The organism is Desulfurella sp., from assembly GCF_023256235.1.
Taxonomy (GTDB): domain Bacteria; phylum Campylobacterota_A; class Desulfurellia; order Desulfurellales; family Desulfurellaceae; genus Desulfurella.
Map to the genome: position 1 here is coordinate 9,245 of NZ_JAGDWY010000023.1, position 20,698 is coordinate 29,942.

A 20,698-nucleotide genomic window follows, 5' to 3' on the forward strand; every position below is an offset into this window, starting at 1 on the left:
TTAAATAAGCTGCAAGCTCAAGCAAAACTGAATCGTCCGTTTGATAAGAAGGTAGTTGCTCATCAAATAAATTAGCTTGATTACAATTTTTATTATTGTTTTTATTAGGTACAAGCTTATCCATAAGGCTTTTAAAATTGTATTGTTTAAAGAGTTTCGTAAGCAATTCAAGATCTGGTTCGGATTTTTTTATAGAATCAATTGTAATATTGTCAAAATTTATATTTTTATCTAAAATTGTTAGAGATTTATATAGCTTTAGCTTTTCTTCGTCAATATTTTCTTTTATTTTTTGAGGCAACCTGTCTTTATTTTTTATAATGCTATCTATATCGCCATAGCTTGTCAAAAGCTTAACTGCTGTTTTTGGCCCGATATTTTCAACGCCTGGTATGCCATCTGATGAGTCTCCAGCTAAAGCCAGCAAATCGCTTATTTGTTGAGGTTTTACACCAAACTTTTCAATTGTTTTTTGATAGTCATAGGTGATATTTTTCACAGGATCAAAGATAAATACATTATCATCAACAAGCTGAAACAGATCTTTATCCTGTGTTACAATAACCACATCAAAATCTTTTTTAAACTTATTTGCAAGCGTTGCAATGATATCATCAGCTTCAAAACCAGCTAATTCCAAGTATTTTACACCAAAGGCTTTAATAATTTCTTTTGTAGGCTCAATTTGAATAGCCAAATCATCTGGTATTGGAGGACGCTGTTTTTTATATTCGTCAAAAAGCTCTTTTCTAAACGTTTTTTCTTTTGAGTCAAAGCAAATAAGTATATATTTTGCATCTTTTAAAGACAATAGTAGCCTTGCAAACCCAAATATAACACTTGTAGGAAAATTATTGTACGATAAATTTTTGATTGCATAAAAAAATCGGTATAAAAATGAACTTCCATCAATTAAGTATACTTTTTCTTTCATAAGTATTTGACAAACAAAACAGATTTAATCATAATAAACAACACGTGGGCGATTAGCTCAGTGGAAGAGCGCTTGCTTCACACGCAAGAGGTCACAGGTTCGATACCTGTATCGCCCACCATTTTTATTGTTTTCTTGGAACAATCCTTAAAGAAAGTTCATCAAGTTGCTTTTGATCTACTTCGTTTGGTGCAATAGTTAAAGGGCAAATACCTTTTTGTGTCTTTGGAAATGCTATGACTTCCCTTATGGATTCTTCTTTTAAAATAAGTGTTACAAGCCTATCAAAACCAATGGCAAGTCCGCCATGTGGCGGTGCTCCGTATTTTAGCGCATCAATTAAAAAGCCAAATTTTAACCTTGCTTGATCTTGTGGTATATTTAATACCTTAAACATTTTTTCTTGAAGGTCGCTTCTGTGAATCCTTATGCTTCCTCCACCAATTTCTGTGCCGTTTAGCGTAATGTCATAAGCTCTTGCTTTAACACGTTCTGGGTGTTCTTCTAAAAATTCAATATCTTCGAGCTTTGGTGAAGTAAAAGGGTGATGCATGGCATCCCATCTTTTTTCTTCTTCGTTGTATTCAAACAATGGAAAATCAACAACCCATGTGAAATTGAACTCATCTTTGTCTGCTAAGTTAAGTCTTTTTGCAAGCTCAACCCTTAAAGCGCCAAGTGCGCTATAGACAATTTCTTTTTTATCAGCAACAAAAAATAATATATCTCCAGGTTTTGCTTCTAATCTTTTTATTATTTCATCCATGTGTTCTTTTTTGAAAAATTTTACAATAGGTGACTGGAGTTCATTTTCTCTTATCTTTATCCATGCAAGGCCTTTTGCTTTAAACACGCTTGCGAGCTTTGTTAATTCATCAATTTCTTTTCTTGAAAACCACTCGCAACCTTTTGCATTTATTGCACATACTATGCCTTTTTGAGCAGCTGCGCTAAATACTTGAAAATCGCAAACGCGTGCAATATCTGTAATGTCTTTAAGCTCAAGAGAATACCTTAAATCTGGTTTATCTGAACCGTAGCGACTCATTGCTTCATCGTATGAGATACGCTTAAATGGTATTTTAAGTTCAAGGCCCAAAGTTTCTTTAAATATCGAATAAATAATTCCTTCAGTTATTTGCATAACATCTTCTTCATCAACAAAACTCATCTCAAGATCAATTTGTGTAAACTCAGGCTGTCTGTCTGCCCTTAGGTCTTCATCTCTAAAGCATTTTGTAATCTGGTAATATCTATCAAAACCCGAAACCATAAGCAGCTGTTTAAATAGTTGGGGAGATTGTGGAAGTGCATAAAATTTACCTGGCTCTAGTCTGCTTGGTACAAGAAAATCCCTTGCGCCTTCAGGTGTGCTTTTTGTTAGCATTGGTGTTTCTATATCAATAAAACCCTGAGAGTCTAAATATTTTCTTGCAGCAAAAGCAGCCTTGTACCTGGTTATTAGATTTTTTTGCATGGTTGGCTTTCTTAGGTCTAAATAGCGATACTTTAGCCTTGCTTCTTCGCTGGCATTTAAATATTCTTCGACAGGCAATGGTGGTACTTCGCTTGTTGATAATATGCTTAAATTTTTTGCCAGAACTTCTACTTTTCCAGATTTTAAATTTTGGTTTTGCGTGCCTTCGGGTCTTGATCTAACAATTCCACTTACTTTGATGCAATATTGGCTTCTTAAGTTTCTCGCTTTTTCGTGTAACTCTTTGTTTTCTTCTGGGTCAAAAACAATTTGTATTATGCCTTCTCTATCTTTCAAATCGATAAAAACTACACCGCCATGATCCCTATAATTTTGAACCCAACCATATAGGTTAACTTCTTTTCCAAGAAAGTTTTCATCAACATTACCGCAATACGCAGTTCTATCAAGTGGCATACAAAACTCCTTTTAAAGTATTTTCTAATTGAGCAAGTTTAATTGTTTCTTGAGTTGAGCTTTTCATGTTTCTAACAATGCATGAGTTTGATTTTAGCTCATTTTCGCCAACTATTATGCAAACTTTGGCTTCTAATTTATCAGCTTTTTTTAACATGCTTTTTAAACTTTTGTTTTCATATTCACAATAAACTTTAAATTGTAAATCACTAAGTTTTTGAAGTATATTTAATGCGTACAATGTAACGCCAAGGTTTGCAATGTAAATATCAATACTGTTTTGTGGCTTTATATCTAAGATATCTATAATGCGTTCTTCTCCAAGTGCAAACCCTACACCACAAATATTATTTCCACCTAAGTTTTGAATCAAATTATCATAGCGTCCACCAGCAGATAATGTCAAATTATTGTTTACAAACTCAAACACAAAGCTTGTGTAATAATCCAGGCCTCTAACAAGTAATTCATTTTCTACAAATTTTATATTAAAAGCTTCCAGGCATTCTTTTACACCTGTATAATGTTCTTTACAATCTTTACATACATAATCTTTCAATTTAGGAGCACCCCTTGCAATTATTTTACACTTTTCATTTTTGCAATCAAGAATTCTTAGTGGATTTTTATAAAGCCTTTTTTGACAGTCAATGCAGAGAGATTCTTTGTAATGCTCAAAATAACTAATTAGCGCTTTTGAATACTGGGGTCTACAGTTTTGGCACCCAATATTGTTTATTTCTAAGTTTGTTTTGATATTTAATTTTTCAAACAGAAGTGTGTTTATATATATAATTTCTGCATCTATAGCAGGGTTTTTAATACCATAGCATTCTGCTCCAATTTGATGAAATTGTCTAAAACGCCCTTTTTGGGGTCTTTCATAGCGAAACATTGGTCCTATATAATAAAGTTTATTAAATACAGATGTTTCAAGTTTATTTTCTATAAAAGCCCTGGCTATGCCTGCTGTGCCTTCTGGCCTTAACGTTACGGATTCTCCGGATTTATCCAAAAATGTATACATTTCTTTTTCTACAATATCTGTTGCGTCTCCAACACTCCTTTCAAATACGGAAGTTTTTTCTAAAATTGGTGTTCTGATTTCTTTGTAACCTAAATGAGTAAATATTTCGACTGCTGTTTTTTCAAGAAAGTGCCATTTTTCTATTGTGTCTGGTAGTATATCTTTAAAACCTTTCAAAAACTACCTCCTTGCTTTTATGACAAAAGCTATTATGGCTATTGGAAACAAAATTAAGTTTGGAAGCCAGATGGCGTAATATATATTATTACTTGAGTATAAGCTTTTGCCAAATGTTTCAAGTACATAAAATACTACAAAAGAAAACATGCTGAAAATTATGCCAAAGGTTTTTCCCGATCTATAAAAACTTAAAGCAGAAACAAAACCTATTAAAGATAAAACAAATACACTGGTAGATAAAACAAACATTTGATGAAGCTCAAATAAGGCATCTGTGCTTTGTGGGTGAGTTTTAATATAATGTATCAGTTTATTGATTGGCATAAAACCGGGATTGCTTGCAAAGTTATAAGTAAGATCAGAAAATTTTATAACTACTGTATAAACTTTAAAATAAGCATTGTTTATACTATTTTTGTCTCTAAAAAAAACATTTCCATCAAAACATTTAAGTGCAAAGCCGTCAATTGTGTCTATAAATTCAACTCTTTTTGCTTTTATTATTTTATTTTCTACATCTACAAAAACATTATAAGCTTTGTTGTGATTTGGGGATAGAGCATCTGCATAAATCGTAAAATTTTTTGTTTTAAAAAAGGTATTTTCTGTTAAACCAGCCTGGACATTATTTTTTGCAAGTTTGTAAAGTTTAGTTCGATATGCAGCATTTGCTATAGGGGAGAGATATGTAACTATAAAAAAGAGAAAAAGAAAAACAATAAATGTAAACAAAAGGGCACTTTTATAAATTCTGAATGTAGATAAACCCATTGTTTTTGCAATATCTATTTCTAGGTTTTTAGACATCTGAGTATATGTAAGGTTAATTGAAAGCATTAAACTCATGGGTATTGTAAAAATTGCTAAAAACAATGCCATATAAGCAAGAATCGTTAGCATATCAAATAGACTTGTACCGGTAGAAAAAAGTACATCGGAAAATTTAACCATATCTCCTATTAACATAACTATTGTGATAATTATTAAACTTACAAAGAAAGACTTGGTAAGATTTATAATTATATACCTATCAAAGAGCTTTATACTAAACAGCTAAAAGCCCTCCCTGGCAATATTTTTGATTTAAATTGTCTTGTTTCTAAATTATTTCTATTGAGTTTTAAAAAATACTCATTCATTGTTAAAAAGTTTGTATTTTGTTTTATTGCGTTTAATAGTTTAACAAATGTGTCAATGAATGGGCCGCCTTCAATTTCTGCATGAACCGGTAAAACACCATATTCGGTTGTTTCAATGGCTTTTTTTGCAATACTTAAAAAATCTTTTGGATTTTCTTCAAGGCATGGCAGGTTTGATGGTATCTCAATTAATTGAGTGATTTGCTCAATAAATGGTTTTTGCGCCCTTGAGATGCTTAAAAATTTTATAAACTTTAAATTTTTGATGTATTTTAGGGCTTTTTTAGAGCAAACCCAACCTGGAGCGCCAAATGATTTAGGATAGTCTTTGTATATGCTAAAGTATGTTGATATGCCTTTTTCAAACCATGCTTTAATTTCATCGTAGGCTAATTTTTCTATGTTGTCTTGCCAAAACCTATGATCATATGCGTGAAACTCAACTTCATGACCATTTAATTTTATCTGAATTAGCCTATCTTTCAACCAGGCAAGCATTGGCGGTTTAAGTAGTGTACCATATAGAGCCGTTTTAATACCGTAAGAACTAACTGCTTTTGTTTTTAGCATCTTTTTTAAAAAAGCTGGCTTTAAGAGGTTTATAATTGCTTTTCCAGAATTGTCAGGTCCAAGTGTTACATAGAAAGTAGCTTTTATATTAAATTCATTGAAAATCTTAATGAGTCTTACAACGCCATCTTGTAAACCATTAAATGTATCTACATCTACTTTAATGCATATGTTATTCATACTCATTTATAAATGCGTCTATCGATAATTTCAAGGCATCTTCTAAGGTAACTTGTGGCTGCCAATTGAGTAATTTTTTTGCTTTTTCTATTGAAGGTTTTCTGTTGTATATATCTTGGTATGATTCTCCGTAGAATTCTTTTGAATCTATTTCTATAATTTGTGAAAATTCTTTATCGTTTTTATGCTTTTCGTGTTTTGAAAAAATGTCTCTCATGAGATAGGCTAAATCTTTTATTGAAATATTATTGCTTGGGTTTCCTATGTTTATTATTTGTTTATTGCATACATTGTTTTTATTTTCCAAAATTTTGATTAAAGCGGCAATACCATCACTTATGTATGTGAAGCTACGCATTTGTTTTCCACCATCTACTAAATATATAGGTTTTTTGAAAAGCAGTGATGCAATAAATTGCGTAACAACCCTTGAAGAGCCTTCTTTGGCAATTTCTATTGAATCAAGTTTTGGTCCGATCCAGTTAAATGGCCTAAAAAGTGTAAAAGGCAAGTCCTCATGATTACCATAAGCCCAAATTACTCTATCTAGCAATTGTTTTGATGCAGAATAAATCCAACGTTCTTTGTTTATTGGTCCTGTACATAAAGGACTTTTGTCTTCATCAAACTCAGCATCTGGACTTATGCCGTAAACTTCCGATGTTGATGGGAAAACAATGCGTTTTTTATACTTTGCGCACTTTTTTATAATATCTAAATTGGCTTCAAAATCCAGGTGGAATACTCTCAAAGGATCTTCCACATACATTTTTGGCGTTGCAATAGCAACAAGAGGCATTACAACATCGCACTTTTTTATATGATACTCGATCCATTCTTTGTTTATTTCAATATCGCCTTCAACAAAATGTAATCTAGAATTTTCAAGTTCTCTTATGCGGTTATCGTCTATATCCATGCCGTATATTTCCCAATCTGTGCTTGCAAGTACTTCTTTTGTAAGATGGTAGCCAATAAAACCATTTACACCTAAAATTAAGATTTTCACAAATATCCCCCTTCTAAAAGATTTAAAATTTCTTGTTCTTTATATGTTTTACCATCGTATTCAACTTCTTTTAATTCCAGTGAGCCTTTTTTCGCTCCAATGTAAACTTTATTGTCTATTTTGATAATTTGTTTTGGCGGTAATTGGATGCTAGAAGGTATTGCCCACCATATAATTAGTTCTTTACCTTTATAGTAGCAAAATGCACCAGGGTAGGGTTTTGTAACAGCTCTTATTAAGTTGTATATTTCTATTGCAGTTTTGTTAAAATCAATTAGACCATCTTGTTTTGTTCTTCTGCCAAAATAACTTGCTTTTGACTCATCTTGTTTTACTGGCTTTACTGTATTGTTTTTAATATGTGGCAAAGTTTCATCCAAAAGTGTAAAGGCTAATTTTTCCAGTTTTTCATAAAGCGTTTTTGCTGTATCATAAAAGTCTATATCTATGCACTTTTGAGCAATAATATCACCAGCATCAGGTTTTTTTACCATATAATGAAGCGTAACGCCTGTTTGTTTTTCACCATTTACCAAAACCCAGTTTACAGGCGCTCTGCCACGATAAGCTGGCAAGCATGAGCCATGCAGATTTATAGCTTTAAATGGCGGTATTCTTAGAATGTCTTCGCAAATTAGGTTTCTGTAGTAAAAAGAAAAAATAATATCAGGTTTATAGCTTGCGATTTTATCAATCCATTCTTTTGTATTTACATTTTCTGGCGCAAAATACTCTATATTATTTTTTTTGCACCAATCTTGAACACTTTCAAACCATATATTTTCATTTTTATCATTTTTGTGTGTAAAAACACATTTTATATCAAATCTATGTTTTTTGAGGGCTGAACAACCAATCACGCCCATATTATGATATGCAAAGACAACCGTTTTCATTGGTTTTCTTCTGTTTTTTTAAGTTTTTTTAGAGAGTCATCTTTTGATTCATATATATTTTCAATTACAAATACAGGTCTGTTTTTAACCTGTTTGTAAATTCTTCCTATGTACTCTCCAAGTATGCCAAATGCAAAAAATTGAGCGCCAATGAGAATAAAAAGGACACTGAAAAGTGAAAATACACCGCCTAAAGCCCACTCAACACCGTAAAATATTCGCCCAAGTGCCAATACAATGCCAAGCAAAATACCAAAAGCTGCAGTTAAGATACCACCATATAACAAAATCTCAAGCGGTAGGTTTGAAAACGAAGTCATTAAATCAAACATTAAATTTACAAGCTTGATAAGTGAGTATTTCGATTTTCCAGCCTGTCTTTGACTGTGCTGTATTGGTATCTCAACAATATTTTTTGTATAGTATGTTGCAATAGCTGGTATAAATACAGTTTTTTCGTCATTGTTCAGCATGCGTTCAACTATCTTTTTTCTGTAGCCTCTAAGCATACAACCCCAGTCGTTTAAATCAACTTTTGTGATTTTTTTTGTTATATAATTGTTTAAGTGAGAAGAAAATTTTCTAAAGATAGAATCTTTTCTTTGCTGTCTTATTGTTGCTATGACATCATAGCCTTCGTTAAATTTTTCAACAAGTTTTGGTATTTCTTCAGGTGGGTTTTGAAGATCGGCATCCATTGTGATTACTTTATCGCCTGAAACCACACTAAACCCTGCAAAAATTGCAGCATGTTGTCCATAATTTCTTGCAAGTTCAACTACTTTTACATTTCCTTTTAGGCTTTTTAAAATATTTAGAGAATTATCTTTGCTGCCATCATCTACATATATGATTTCGTAATCCTCATTTAAAGAATTCAAAACATTTAATAGTCTTTCGTGTAAAGGTAAAATATTTTCTTCTTCATTGTAAACAGGTATAACAACAGATATCATTTTTTTACTCCAAAGAAAGCTTTTCTATTCACAAACAAAGCGGCATTTCCGACAATTACCGATAACCATAATGTGCAAATCCTGGCTAAAATAGTAGCAGGCAAGCTAATATATACAGGAATGCCTATATATACAAGCAAACCAAATAACGTTAAATCTGATACAATTAATCCTCCAGGCAACATGGACAGACTTCCAACAAGAGTTGCAAAGCCAAATATTACAGTTGTTTTTATAATATTTACATTATAGCCAAAACCTTTTAAAATTAAACTAAGCGATATACCCTCGCTTGTCCAGGCAAGTATAGTAATTAAAATCACTTCACTAAAAAGTCCTATGGTAAAAAATGACACCATATCTTTTAAAACAACGTAATATTTCCTTATAGTGTATGGCAAAATTGTTCTAAGTTTTATAAATATTTGTTTAAATATCTTTGGATAAAAAATTATACTTACTGCAATTATGAGAATTGCTCCCAAAATAGAAAATTTTTGCAAATAAAACATACCAATTAAAGATATCACAGAAAGTATCAAAAAATCAACATAAATTTCTGCAAATGTAGCAGATAGAGTTTTTTTAAACGGTGTTTTTGTTATATTTTCTATAATATAGTTTTTTATGGTATAGCCAAATTTAACTGGCGTAACACTCATTGAAAGACCACATAAAAAAATTTTTAAATCTGTAAAAAAACCAATTTTTATATGTAGTTTTTTAATATATATGTGCCACCTAAAAAACTTTATAAAATCGTTTCCGAATCCAAAAAAAGCTGCACCAATCAAATATATTTTATCAAAATATTCTAAAGATTGTACAGCTTTTTTGAAATCAGCGAAAAAACCTATTGCTGATATTATAAGAAACAGTATTACAAGCAATATAAAAAATTTTTTCAATTAATCTATTTGCCCCTTATTAGATATGATACTAAAGTATGGTTCTTTTAATAGTACATAGTAATGTCTATATGCAAATTTTGGTATTTCCTTTGTCTTGATAAGTAATATCACTCTTTTGTCTGAATCCCAAACTTTTTTGAATTGTTCAATGTTTGGAAACCATTTTTCTTGTTCTTTTGGTGATAGGTGACTACGACCAAATCCAAGCTCATTTACGCTATCAATTTGTATTGTTCTTTTTTGTGTGTAATAGTTAAAAGATTGTCTATAGAGTTTATATTGACCCAAAATATCCCCTTTTTTGTATATTTTATCCACAAAAAGAGCAACAGGCTTTGTAGTTTTGTAGTATATTGTATAAGCTTCTGTGGGAAATATTGATAGATTATAAAAAATCATCATACCAAAAAATATACTTAAAAACGTTTTTGTAGTGTTTTTTACAACAAAAGGTAAGATGCCCAATAAAATTAAAATTATTGCAGGTGGTGTTATTAATATAAACCATTTTTCTAAACCCATATATACGTTTTGAATAAAGCAAAACCCAATAAGGGCTACAAAAAAAATGCCGAATACACTAAGATGTATGTACTTATCTTTTTTATCAATATTTTCTATATTTGAAAATAAATTGCCAAGTACTATTGAAAGTGGAAAAAACAAAGGTGCCACATATGTTACAAGCTTGCTTTGAGATAAGCTGTAAAATACGAATATAAAGCCACCAAATGTCAACAAAAATATTAAATCATCCTTTTGAATCTCTTTAAATTTTGATATTTTGTATGCTTTTATCATGCTAAAAATAAATAAGGTCCACGGCAAAAACCCGAAAATTACAACAGGTATAAATGTCCAGATAGGTTGTGTATGTTCTAAAGGCTCTAGGTATCTCAAAAATTCTTGTTTTAAGAAGAAGTAATAGTAAAAATCACTTACCTGTTGTCCTGCCATATAAATCCATGGTAGACATAAAGCAAGAAGCAATATAATACCTATTGGTGATATCAATCTGAAAAAGCTTTTAAATTGTTTTGTAAATATTGACCACAAGAAAAGTATTGCAAATGGGAAAATTATGCCAATGAGTGCTTTTGATAAAAACCCAAACGCCATTCCTATATACATAAGATATACAAAATATTTTTTGTTAGTTTTTAAATATAAATAACCACTGTAGGTTGACATAGTTATAAAAAATGCATTTGTCATATCTATGAGATTTAGCCTGCCTATTATAAAATAGTACATTGAGCTTGCTAAAATTAAAGATGACCAAAATGCAGTTTTTTGATTTATGATTTTTTTTGCAAATTTGTAGTTTAAAAAAATTCCAATTAACGAAATTGTTACTGTCCAGAACCTTCCAGCAAAATCGTTAAATCCAAAAATTTTAAGTGCTAAAATGTTCATCCAGTAATACAAAGGAGGTTTTTCTAAATATACCGTATAGTTTAGATAAGGTATAATATAGTGTCTAAGCTGTATCATTTCACGCGGAATTTCTACATATCGGGCTTCGTCAGGGTCCATGTATGGCATATACCAAATTAGAGCAAAGTAGCATATAATTATAAATAAAGCATAAAAAATAAGTTTTTCTCTTTTTTCTTCCATACTTTAGCTCCTCAAAATATATTTATAACATTTTATTTGGATTTTGTATATCTCGTTTTTCATTGAATATTAAAAATTCATCAGAATTGGTTTCAAGTTCAATTCTTGGTAGTCTTTGAGTGAGTTTATGATCAAGTGTATTTACTCCATCTCTGGCATAATGCATAAAGTATATATGATTTCTTTGTACTTGAGTTAAGCAAAAAAATATAGCAAACAGCAAAACAAATAATTTCGAATTACTCATACCGTATTAAACTAGCGATTTACATTGTTTTAAAAATTATAAAAACCTTAAATTTCGTTCATTTGTTGAAAAAAAACAAAAAGTAACTATAATCCAAAAGATGGGGGTGTAAAATGAAAAAAATCTTTCTAACAATCGGTTTTTTATTTATTTTAAACGCCACAGCAAACGCTCGCATAATATATAATTTTGGCTACGGTTTTGGCTTACTAAATTCTGGTAATGGTTTTAGCAAACTTGATAAAAAATATTATGATTATTATAAAGCTAGTGTTGATTTCGAGCATTTTTACACTAAAAATTTTAGTGTTATAGCAGAGCCATTTGTTGCGTATGTAAATAGACCAACAGAAGGTGTGTCCTTTGGTTTGAGTGGCTTGTTGAGGTATTATTTTTTAAATGAAACAACATTCAAGACATTTGCCGATGGTGGTTTAGGTGTTTCATACAATACTTTGCAGTATCCAAGCCAAGCTTCAAAATACTTATTTATGCCACAGGTAGGTTTAGGTATAGAATTTAATGTGGGCAAATCTACAAAAATGTTTATAGAGGATAGATTTATACATATGTCTTGTGCTTCCATAAAAGAACCAAACGGAGCTGTAAATTCAAATACAATAATGATTGGGATATCTTTTTAATTAATGGATGAATTTAAAGACTGGCATTGGCAAGTAAAACATTCTTTAAAAAATGTATCAAGTCTTGGTCTTGTAAGTACGGAAGATACACTTGTTACGCCGTATTTGCTTAGTTTGTTTCAAAGCAAAGCCATACTAAATCAATTTATTGAAACAAATGAAAAAGACGAAAAAGGTTTAAAAGACCCTTTGTATGAAAAAAAATTCACAAAAGCAAAGGGTTTAATTCACAGGTATCCTGATAGAGTATTAATTGTTTTAACAAATAAATGTTTTTCAAATTGCAGATTTTGTTTTAGAAAAAATAATTGGGATAATTATGAAGGTTTTAGTTTAAAGAAAGCTATTGAATATTTAAATAGCCAGACTCAAGTAAGAGAAGTGCTAATTAGCGGGGGAGATCCACTAACTTTTGAGGACAAAAGCTTAGCTAACCTTATTGAAAAAATTAGGTCAATTAAACATATAGAGTTAATAAGAATAGCCACACGCGCCTTGAGTGTTTTACCATATAGGATAAGTGATTCTTTGATTGAAGCTTTGAAGCCTTATAAGCCTATTTGGTTTTCAATCCATATAAATCACCCAGATGAGATAACGGATGATTTTATTGAAGCTTCAGGTAAAATTATTGATAGTGGTTTTCCGGTTGTTTCGCAAACCGTGCTATTGCGCGGGATAAACGATGATGCTTTTATACTTAAAGAATTGTTTTGTAAACTTGTTAGTCTGCGCATAAAACCATATTATTTGTTTGGTTGCGATAGGGCGGTGGGCAATGAGCGCTTCAGAGTTAAAATAGAAGATGCGCTAAAAATTATAGGTCTTTTGAGAAATAATATTAGTGGTCTTTGTATGCCATTTTTTGCACTTGATGTTGATGATGGAGGTAAAATTATTTTAGAACCAAACCGTATAATTTCAAAAAAAGATAATATTTATACATTTAAAAACTTTGAAGGTAGGCAATTATATTATGAAGATACCAAGTATTGATGAAATTATTAAAAAAATAAAAAAACAAACAAACCCTGAAAGATTAGGTATGATATTAATCCATAATGGGATTGTAAGAAAAACTTCAAAGGATGGCTCAAAAATTGTGAAAGAGATGTTTGTTAGGTATGATAAAGAACTTTTGGATAAAAAAATAAAAGAATTAAAAACAATACCTGGCATAGAGTATGCATCAGCGTTTATAAATGAAGGAAAACTTAATATTGGCGATGATATTATGCTGGTTATAGTTGCTGGTGATAGAAGAAGCAATATTTTAAAACCCTTTGAAGATTTTATTGAATATATAAAGCAAAATATAGTTAAAGAGCAAGAAATATGAATGAAATAGTTAAAAGAGTTATTGAACACTACAAAGAACCAAAGTTAGAGCTTGAATACTCAAATCCGTTTGAATTACTTATAGCTTTGATTTTATCCGCAAGATGCCTTGATAAAACAACAAATAAGATTACAAAGGAGTTTTTTAAGCGATTTAAAACCCCTTGTGATATAGCAAATTCAAGCCCAGATGAGGTTAACATGCTAATATCTTCATGCAGCATGCACAATTCTAAGGCAAAAAGTATTTTTGAATTGTCAAAAATTTTATGTGATAAGTTTGATAATAAAGTTACAGATGATTTTAATGAGTTAATTAAATTGCCTGGTGTTGGCGAAAAAACAGCTAATATTTTACTTGCATTTGGTTTTTCAAAGCCCACAATAGGTGTAGATACGCATGTGGCGCGTGTTTGCAAACGGCTTGGAATTTCAAAAACCACTGACCCAAAATAAGTTGAGGAATCGATTAAATCTATTTGCGAAAAGCAATACTGGGTAGCTTTTTTTTCTGGTTTGATATTGCATGGTAGGTATATTTGCACAGCAAAAAAAGCCCATTGTGATAATTGTTTTTTAAGTGATTTGTGTGCCAAAAACATTTAGGTTTTAACTACTGTTTTGATGACAGTTATTGCAAAATTTGTAAAGGTTACTGTTGCAAAGGCGAGGGTTATGTGTTTTTAGAGCAAAGTGATATAGAATCTATTGCTATTTATTTAAATTTAGAAATTGAGCAATTTATTCAGATTTATACAAGGAAATTCTATGATAAAATTGTACTTGCAAATGTAAAAATTAATGGAGAGTATACGTGTTGTTTTTTGAACGATGGTTTGTGTGAAATCTATCCAAGTAGGCCCAGTCAGTGCAAGACCTTTCCTTTCTGGGATAGCATGAAGAATTTAAGCATTGAGGAATTAAAGCAATTATGCCCTGCAATTAAAAAATAATGGTTGACTTTTCTTTAAAATTTCTATAGTTTATAGCCAGCTTATGAAAAGTTTGAGCAAAGTTGAAGTAAAAGGCTTGGAAGCGCTTTTTTACGATGAGCTTATTAGTTTAATTAGTGGTTTTACATACAAAAATTTTCTAAATGTCATCCTCAACGCATGTGAAGGATCTTCAGTTAAAATGAACGAAATTGGCAGAAATTATAGTATTGTGGATTATGGATGCGGCTCTGGCATGGCACTATGCAAATTTGCAGAACTATCTCAAGGTCAAATCATTGGTTTTGATATTGGCAAAACCATGCTTTATAGAGCTTATAAAAAGTGCAAATCCTGCAAAAATGTAAAAATTTTTTACCACGATATTAGAGTGTCTTCGCCGTTTTTGGTTGATAAAGTATTTATATCTTTTGTTTTGCACGGTTTTGATCATAAAGACAGGCTTAAGATAATAAAAAATGCATACTCAAACTTAAAACCAAATGGTGAATTTTGTATTTTAGACTATAATGAATTTGATTTTGACAGTAAACCTTTTTGGTTTAGGAAATTGTTTAACCACTTTGAGTGCCCTTTGGCTGTAGAATTCATCAATACTCCTATTAAAGAAATTTTAAGAAGCGTTGGTTTTAAAAGTTTTTATGAGTATTATTACTACAAAGGGCTTGTGAGGTTACTTGTTGCAAAGAAGTGAAATTGCAATTGCTCTCTCAAATTCAAATATAGTATTAAAAGAACTGAAACATTTTAATGCTATAGAAGAAATATATGAAAAATACAATCCAAAAGTTGATAAAAAAAAGATAGATTCCGATTTAAATTATGTTTATAAGAACAATATCGAGGTTATTGACTATTTTGACGAAAATTATCCCCAAAATCTTAAAAATATTGATTATCCACCTATAGTATTATTTGTTAAAGGTCATTTTGATGTTTCAAAATTGTTTTTTTCTATAGTTGGCACAAGATATCCATCGGGTTATGGTGAAAAATGTACTTCGATTTTTTCAAAAGAGCTTACTTTATCAAGTTTTTCAATTGTTAGTGGTCTGGCAAGGGGCATTGATAGTATTGCTCACAAAATCTGTTTGCAAAACAAAGGATACAGCATAGGTGTGCTTGGCTGTGGCATTGATATAGTTTATCCAAAAGAAAATCAGCCATTATTTGATATGATGGCTCAAATGGGTGCTATAATAACTGAATTTGCTATACAAACACCACCAAACGCATATAATTTTCCAAGAAGGAATAGGATAATTACTGGCTTAAGTGAAGGTTTGCTCGTTGTTGAAGCTGACATAAAAAGTGGTTCTTTAATTAGCGCAAAGTATGCGCAAGAACAATCAAAACCTGTATTTGCAATACCAGGTGAAATTTTTTCAAAAAGAAGTTTTGGTACAAATCAGCTAATTAAAGATGGTGCGTTTTTAGCCCAAGATCCTTCTGACATAATTTTATACTTTTATAAAGAAATGAAAAACGCTATAAAAGATCTTGATGAAAATAAAAAAGAAACCGAGCTAACAAAAAAAGAAACTTATGTATTAAATAGCATAGAAGGTGAAGCCAGTCTTGATGAAATTGCTGATAAAACTAATCTTTCAATTGATGAGATAGTTTGTGTGATATTTGATTTGGAAGTTAAAGGTGCGATTAAGCGACTTGACTTTGATAGGGTGAGAAAATTATGAATTTGGTTATAGTAGAATCTCCTGCAAAAGCTAAAACTATATCGCGTTTTTTAGGCAAAGACTATGAGGTTATAGCATCTTATGGACACATAAGGGATTTGCCTAAAAACAACTTTGGTGTTGATATCGAACATGATTTTAAGCCAAAATACACTATTTTAAAAGATAAAAAGCCTATAGTTGAAAAAATCAAAACGCTAAGCGAGCAATCAGATAGAGTCTATATTGCTACAGATGAAGACAGGGAAGGCGAGGCTATTGGCTACCACATTGTTGAAGCTGGCAAAGTCCCAAAAGACAAAGTAGAACGTATAGTCTTTCACGAAATTACAAAAGACGCTATATTAAATGCATTAAAAAACCCCAGAAGCATAGATAAATTAATGGTGGATTCACAAGAGTCCAGACGTATTTTGGATAGAATAGTAGGCTACAAGCTTTCTCCACTTCTGGCAAAAAAGATCAGGCGAGGACTTTCTGCCGGGAGGGTTCAATCTGTTGCGCTAAAGCTAATAGTGGAAAGAGAAGAAGAGATAAAAAATTTCACAAAACAAGAATACTGGACACTTCACTTGATTTTTTCTGATAAAAATAAGGATGTTGAATCAATTCTTACAACTATTGATAATGTTGAGTTAGATAAGTTTTCGATTGAGAATGCTGAAAAAGCATCGCAGGTTAAATCAGAAATTTTAAAAGAACAATTTGTTGTTGAAAATATAACAAAAAAAACATTGATAAGAAAACCAAAGCCACCATATATCACAAGTACACTTCAAGCCGAAGCCTCAACAATACTGGGTTTTTCTCCAAAAAAAACAATGCAAATTGCACAAAAACTTTACGAAGGTGTGAGTTTGCAAAAAGAACGTATGGGGCTTATTACATATATGAGGACAGATTCTTTAAATGTAGCAAGACAAGCTCAAGAAGAAGCACTGGACATAATAAAAAAGTTTTATGGTCAAGATTATGCGCCAAAGCAACCAAACATTTACAAAACAAAATCTAAAACAGCTCAAGAGGCTCACGAAGCTATAAGGCCAACAAAACCTTCGCTTTTGCCAGATATGGTGAAAGAGTATTTAACTCAAGATGAGTATAAATTGTACAATCTCATATGGAAAAAATTTATGGCAAGTCAGGCTGCAAGTGCAAAAATCAATTCTGTAAATATAATTTTTTCTTCTAAACGCTTTAAATCAAAAGCAAATTTTAATGAGCTTGTTTTTGATGGGTATTTAAAAATTTGGGATTTATCAGATAATGATTTTCAACAAGCACCAAATTTTAAACAAAATGATAATGTGATATTAAAAGAAGTTTTAGAAAAACAACATTTTACTGAACCACCACCGCGCTACAGTGAAGCAAGTCTTATAAAGACACTTGAATCGTATGGCATTGGTAGGCCTTCAACTTATGCGACAATCATTGATACAATATTAGAAAGACAGTATGTGGTGCTAAATGACAAAAAATTTTATCCCACACAGATTGGCATAATCGTTTCAAAGGCGCTTGATGATTATTTCAAAGATATTATAAATGTTGATTTTACTGCAAAGCTTGAAGAGGATCTGGATAATGTAGCAAAAAATAAGGTTGATAAGACTCAATTGTTAAAAAATTTTTACGAAAAATTCCGTATTATGCTTGATAAAGCTTATGAGCAAATGGACAGCATAAAACCAAAAGATGAACCAACGGACATGGTTTGTGAGCTTTGCGGTGCTCCAATGGTTATAAGACAGGGGCGTTTCGGTAAATTTCTTGCTTGTTCAAATTATCCAAAGTGCAAAAATACAAAGTCTTTAAATGAAGAAATTGTTGATATAATATGTGATAAATGCGGTGCTAAAATGGTGGTTAAATACTCAAAAAAAGGTGGTAAATTTCTTGCCTGTTCTAATTATCCAGAGTGTAAAAATACTATGCCATATCCCACGGGCTTAAAGTGTCCTGTCTGCGGGGGGGATTTAGTTGAAAAAATCTCAAAACGTGGAAAATTTTACGGCTGCAGCAATTATCCAACCTGCAAGTTTACTATACGAGGCAATATAATTAATAAAAAATGCCCAAAATGCGGCTATGAATTGTTTAGAGTATTAAAAGACTCTTTAAAATGCGCTAATCCTGATTGTGACTATAAAGAACCAATTGAAAAAGAAATACTTGAAAAATTATAGTATATTGTTTATAGTGTATGTGTATTTGAAGGAGGTAGTGGGATGTCAAGGAAATGTGAGATATGTGGGAAAAGTGTTCACGTTGGAAATAATGTAAGCCACTCAAACAGGAAGACAAAGAAAGTCTGGTACCCCAATCTTCAGAAGGTTAAAGTTTTATTAAATGGCAAACCAAAAAGAATAATTGTTTGTACAACATGTTTGAAGTCCGGTAAAATTCAAAAAGTAATATGAAATGAAGTTTATTGTTATCTAAAGCGTTAGCAAAAAAAGGGAGATTTTTGGAACACTTTCGTGTGCTTTAGAATGACGACACACAACTGTCATCCGAAAATCGATAACTAAGTTAGTCATCCTGAGTGTCAGCGAAGTTAGTCATTTGAAGCATTGGTGAAGTATCTGCCCTAAGTGCTTTTTGGAATAGAAAAGTTTTAAAATGTTTGGTATATCTGATAGTGAACTTCTTGTAATATTGTTTATATTAATTGTAATTGTTGGTCCAAGGCGTTTGCCTGAAATTGCAAGAGAGTTTGCTAAATTCTATCGAGCTTTTATAAAAGCTTATGAACAAGCAAAAAACGATATAAAACAAAATATTGATATTGATAGTGAATATATTGAGGATTTCAAAAAAATAAAAGATATTAAAAAATTTACAAATTTTAAAGATGTTAATCCAACAGAAAAACTAAAAAGCCAGTGGAAAGATTTGTTAAACGAAGCAAAAACTCAAGAACCCGATAAAGAAAAAGAAAACAATACAAATGAAGAAAGATCCAAATAATATGACTTTGCTTGAGCATTTAGAAGAGCTCAGGCTAAGGATTATCTATGTAACAATTGTGCTTGGTATATTGGCACTTATTACATTTCATTATTCGCTTCAAATTTTGCAGTTTATAATGGAACCTCTTTTAAAAGTTTTACCTAAAACAAGCCATGTTATATTTACAGGCATAACAGAAGCTTTTTGGGTAAGGATGGAAGTGTCATTGTATGCGGCTTTGCTGTTTGGTTTGCCTTATGTGTTTTATCATATATGGATGTTTGTAAATCCAGGTTTAACCAAAAAAGAAAAGAAAGTTGTCTTACCTTTTGTTCTTTTTGCTACCATATTTTTTTTATTGGGATGTTTATTTGCATATAAAGTGATATTGCCTATTGGTTTGAAATTCTTAGTTAGCTATGGTGGAGCAGAAATATCTGCGATGCCAAGTATTAAGCAGTATGTATCATTTTTTTTAAGAATTTGTTTTGCGTTTGGACTTATATTTGAGATGCCGGTTTTAAGTTTTATTTTGGCAAAAGCAGACATTATAGATGCAAAATGGCTTATAAAAAAATGGGACTATGCAATACTTGCTGCATTTATAGTAGCAGCAATACTTGCTCCGCCCGATGTACTGTCTCAGTTTTTAATGGCAATACCTATGATTTTGCTATATGTTGTAAGTATTGGTGTAGTTTACCTTGCACAAAAGCCAAAAAATGAGGAAGAAGATTGATTTATGTGTTTGTATTTTTAATGGGATTAATATTTGGCAGTTTCTTAAATGTTTGCATTTACAGAATACCACGAGGTATTTCCATCATAACGCCACCTTCCAGCTGTCCTACATGCAACACTCCTATAAAATGGTACGATAATATACCCGTATTAAGCTATGTAATATTAAAAGGCAAGTGCAGAAACTGTAAATCAAAAATATCTCTTAAATATCCAATAATCGAGATTTTTGGTGGATTAATTGCATTAGGTGTATTTTTAAAATTTGGTTTAAGTTTAAACACTATTTTTTGGATTATTTTTGGTTACTGTTTGCTTGTTTTGAGCTTTATTGATTTAGAATTATTTATTATACCAGATATAATAAACATTTTATTACTGATTTTTGGGATTTTATTTGCAATTTTTAATGGCAAAATTACAGAGGGTTTAATTGGTGGCGTTTTTGGTTTTATACTATTTTATAGTGTAGCCAAAATATTTTCAAAAATATTAAAACAAGAAGCTCTTGGTTTTGGCGATGTTAAATTACTTGGTGTTATAGGCGTGTGGTTAGGGTGGGTTGGAGTGGTATACACTATTTTTTTTGCATCATTTATAGGTTCTATTGTTGGGATTTTATTAGTTGCATTATTTGGTAAAACATTTAAAGCAAAGATACCTTTTGGTCCATTTTTAGCTTTGAGTGCGTTTTCTTATATTTTTTTTGGTAAAGAATTGATGCATTTTTTGTATGGAATTTAGTTATTTTTTTTCTTGCAAATTCGATAACAATTTGTTAAGTTTTAAAAAACAAAAGGTGATTTA

The 20,698-nt window shown here is 31.1% G+C and carries 23 protein-coding genes and 1 tRNA gene; 13 read left to right on the forward strand and 11 right to left on the reverse strand.

Annotated elements, in window-relative coordinates; genetic code table 11:
- Positions 1–934: 5'-3' exonuclease H3TH domain-containing protein (locus Q0C22_RS02255; RefSeq protein ID WP_291490454.1), on the reverse strand; the 934-nt coding region annotated here is incomplete at its 3' end.
- Between the two features lie 46 nt (positions 935–980).
- Here Q0C22_RS02255 and Q0C22_RS02260 point away from each other — a divergent pair.
- Positions 981–1,055, forward strand: a tRNA-Val gene (locus Q0C22_RS02260).
- A 3-nt stretch (positions 1,056–1,058) separates the two neighbouring features.
- Here the strand turns inward: Q0C22_RS02260 and aspS are convergent.
- Genes aspS through Q0C22_RS02310 form a run of 10 tightly spaced genes read right to left on the reverse strand, consistent with a single transcriptional unit; the run spans position 1,059 to position 11,563 of the window.
- The gene (gene aspS / locus Q0C22_RS02265) at positions 1,059–2,828 is read right to left on the reverse strand and encodes an aspartate--tRNA ligase (RefSeq protein ID WP_291490455.1); all 1,770 of its coding nucleotides are present in this window, start codon (positions 2,826–2,828) and stop codon (positions 1,059–1,061) included.
- A complete protein-coding gene (gene hisS / locus Q0C22_RS02270) occupies positions 2,818–4,032 on the reverse strand; it encodes a histidine--tRNA ligase (RefSeq protein ID WP_291490456.1) in 1,215 nt (404 codons plus the stop codon). Before hisS ends, aspS begins: the two co-directional genes overlap by 11 nt.
- Positions 4,033–4,035: 3 nt before the next feature.
- A complete protein-coding gene (locus tag Q0C22_RS02275) occupies positions 4,036–5,088 on the reverse strand; it encodes an LptF/LptG family permease (protein ID WP_367172089.1) in 1,053 nt (350 codons plus the stop codon).
- Positions 5,076–5,924, reverse strand: a complete 849-nt coding sequence (locus tag Q0C22_RS02280; protein WP_291490457.1) for a polysaccharide deacetylase family protein — start codon at positions 5,922–5,924, stop codon at positions 5,076–5,078. The genes Q0C22_RS02275 and Q0C22_RS02280 overlap by 13 nt, the downstream gene beginning before the upstream one ends.
- Positions 5,917–6,933 (reverse strand): bifunctional UDP-4-keto-pentose/UDP-xylose synthase, encoded by a 1,017-nt coding sequence (locus Q0C22_RS02285; protein ID WP_291490458.1) that lies wholly within the window; start codon positions 6,931–6,933, stop codon positions 5,917–5,919. Before Q0C22_RS02285 ends, Q0C22_RS02280 begins: the two co-directional genes overlap by 8 nt.
- Positions 6,930–7,829: a formyltransferase gene (locus Q0C22_RS02290; RefSeq protein WP_291490459.1), complete on the reverse strand. Its 900-nt coding sequence runs from the start codon at positions 7,827–7,829 to the stop codon at positions 6,930–6,932. The genes Q0C22_RS02285 and Q0C22_RS02290 overlap by 4 nt, the downstream gene beginning before the upstream one ends.
- Positions 7,826–8,785, reverse strand: coding sequence for a glycosyltransferase (locus Q0C22_RS02295; RefSeq protein WP_291490460.1), 960 nt, complete (start codon positions 8,783–8,785; stop codon positions 7,826–7,828). The genes Q0C22_RS02290 and Q0C22_RS02295 overlap by 4 nt, the downstream gene beginning before the upstream one ends.
- Positions 8,782–9,693 (reverse strand): lysylphosphatidylglycerol synthase transmembrane domain-containing protein, encoded by a 912-nt coding sequence (locus Q0C22_RS02300; protein WP_291490461.1) that lies wholly within the window; start codon positions 9,691–9,693, stop codon positions 8,782–8,784. The genes Q0C22_RS02295 and Q0C22_RS02300 overlap by 4 nt, the downstream gene beginning before the upstream one ends.
- Entirely contained in the window at positions 9,694–11,316 is a 1,623-nt protein-coding gene (locus tag Q0C22_RS02305; protein WP_291490462.1) for a glycosyltransferase family 39 protein, read from the reverse strand.
- A gap of 22 nt (positions 11,317–11,338) precedes the next feature.
- Positions 11,339–11,563, reverse strand: coding sequence for a hypothetical protein (locus Q0C22_RS02310; protein ID WP_143338636.1), 225 nt, complete (start codon positions 11,561–11,563; stop codon positions 11,339–11,341).
- A gap of 113 nt (positions 11,564–11,676) precedes the next feature.
- Here Q0C22_RS02310 and Q0C22_RS02315 point away from each other — a divergent pair, with 113 nt between their 5' ends.
- The 12 genes from Q0C22_RS02315 (at position 11,677) to Q0C22_RS02370 (ending at position 20,635) form a co-directional block, all read left to right on the forward strand.
- Positions 11,677–12,207, forward strand: coding sequence for an acyloxyacyl hydrolase (locus Q0C22_RS02315; RefSeq protein WP_291490463.1), 531 nt, complete (start codon positions 11,677–11,679; stop codon positions 12,205–12,207).
- 3 nt (positions 12,208–12,210) lie between these two features.
- On the forward strand, positions 12,211–13,203 hold the full coding sequence (locus Q0C22_RS02320) for a KamA family radical SAM protein (RefSeq protein ID WP_291490464.1): 993 nt from the start codon (positions 12,211–12,213) through the stop codon (positions 13,201–13,203).
- A complete protein-coding gene (locus Q0C22_RS02325) occupies positions 13,184–13,546 on the forward strand; it encodes a molybdenum cofactor biosynthesis protein MoaE (RefSeq protein ID WP_291490465.1) in 363 nt (120 codons plus the stop codon). Before Q0C22_RS02320 ends, Q0C22_RS02325 begins: the two co-directional genes overlap by 20 nt.
- Positions 13,543–14,001 (forward strand): endonuclease III, encoded by a 459-nt coding sequence (gene nth / locus Q0C22_RS02330; protein ID WP_291490466.1) that lies wholly within the window; start codon positions 13,543–13,545, stop codon positions 13,999–14,001. The genes Q0C22_RS02325 and nth overlap by 4 nt, the downstream gene beginning before the upstream one ends.
- 131 nt (positions 14,002–14,132) lie before the next feature.
- Positions 14,133–14,498, forward strand: coding sequence for a YkgJ family cysteine cluster protein (locus tag Q0C22_RS02335; RefSeq protein ID WP_291490467.1), 366 nt, complete (start codon positions 14,133–14,135; stop codon positions 14,496–14,498).
- 43 nt (positions 14,499–14,541) lie between these two features.
- A complete protein-coding gene (locus tag Q0C22_RS02340; RefSeq protein WP_291490468.1) occupies positions 14,542–15,192 on the forward strand; it encodes a class I SAM-dependent methyltransferase in 651 nt (216 codons plus the stop codon).
- Positions 15,179–16,195, forward strand: coding sequence for a DNA-processing protein DprA (gene dprA / locus Q0C22_RS02345; protein WP_291490469.1), 1,017 nt, complete (start codon positions 15,179–15,181; stop codon positions 16,193–16,195). Before Q0C22_RS02340 ends, dprA begins: the two co-directional genes overlap by 14 nt.
- A complete protein-coding gene (gene topA, locus Q0C22_RS02350) occupies positions 16,192–18,384 on the forward strand; it encodes a type I DNA topoisomerase (RefSeq protein ID WP_291490470.1) in 2,193 nt (730 codons plus the stop codon). The genes dprA and topA overlap by 4 nt, the downstream gene beginning before the upstream one ends.
- A 42-nt stretch (positions 18,385–18,426) precedes the next feature.
- Positions 18,427–18,618: a 50S ribosomal protein L28 gene (gene rpmB / locus Q0C22_RS02355; protein WP_092127277.1), complete on the forward strand. Its 192-nt coding sequence runs from the start codon at positions 18,427–18,429 to the stop codon at positions 18,616–18,618.
- A gap of 202 nt (positions 18,619–18,820) precedes the next feature.
- Positions 18,821–19,168 carry a twin-arginine translocase TatA/TatE family subunit gene (locus Q0C22_RS02360; protein WP_291490471.1) on the forward strand — a complete coding sequence of 116 codons (348 nt, stop codon included), beginning with the start codon at positions 18,821–18,823 and terminating at the stop codon, positions 19,166–19,168.
- Entirely contained in the window at positions 19,149–19,889 is a 741-nt protein-coding gene (gene tatC / locus Q0C22_RS02365) for a twin-arginine translocase subunit TatC (RefSeq protein ID WP_291490472.1), read from the forward strand. Before Q0C22_RS02360 ends, tatC begins: the two co-directional genes overlap by 20 nt.
- 5 nt (positions 19,890–19,894) lie before the next feature.
- Positions 19,895–20,635, forward strand: a complete 741-nt coding sequence (locus Q0C22_RS02370) for an A24 family peptidase (protein WP_291490498.1) — start codon at positions 19,895–19,897, stop codon at positions 20,633–20,635.
- The last annotated feature ends 63 nt before the right edge of the window (positions 20,636–20,698 follow it).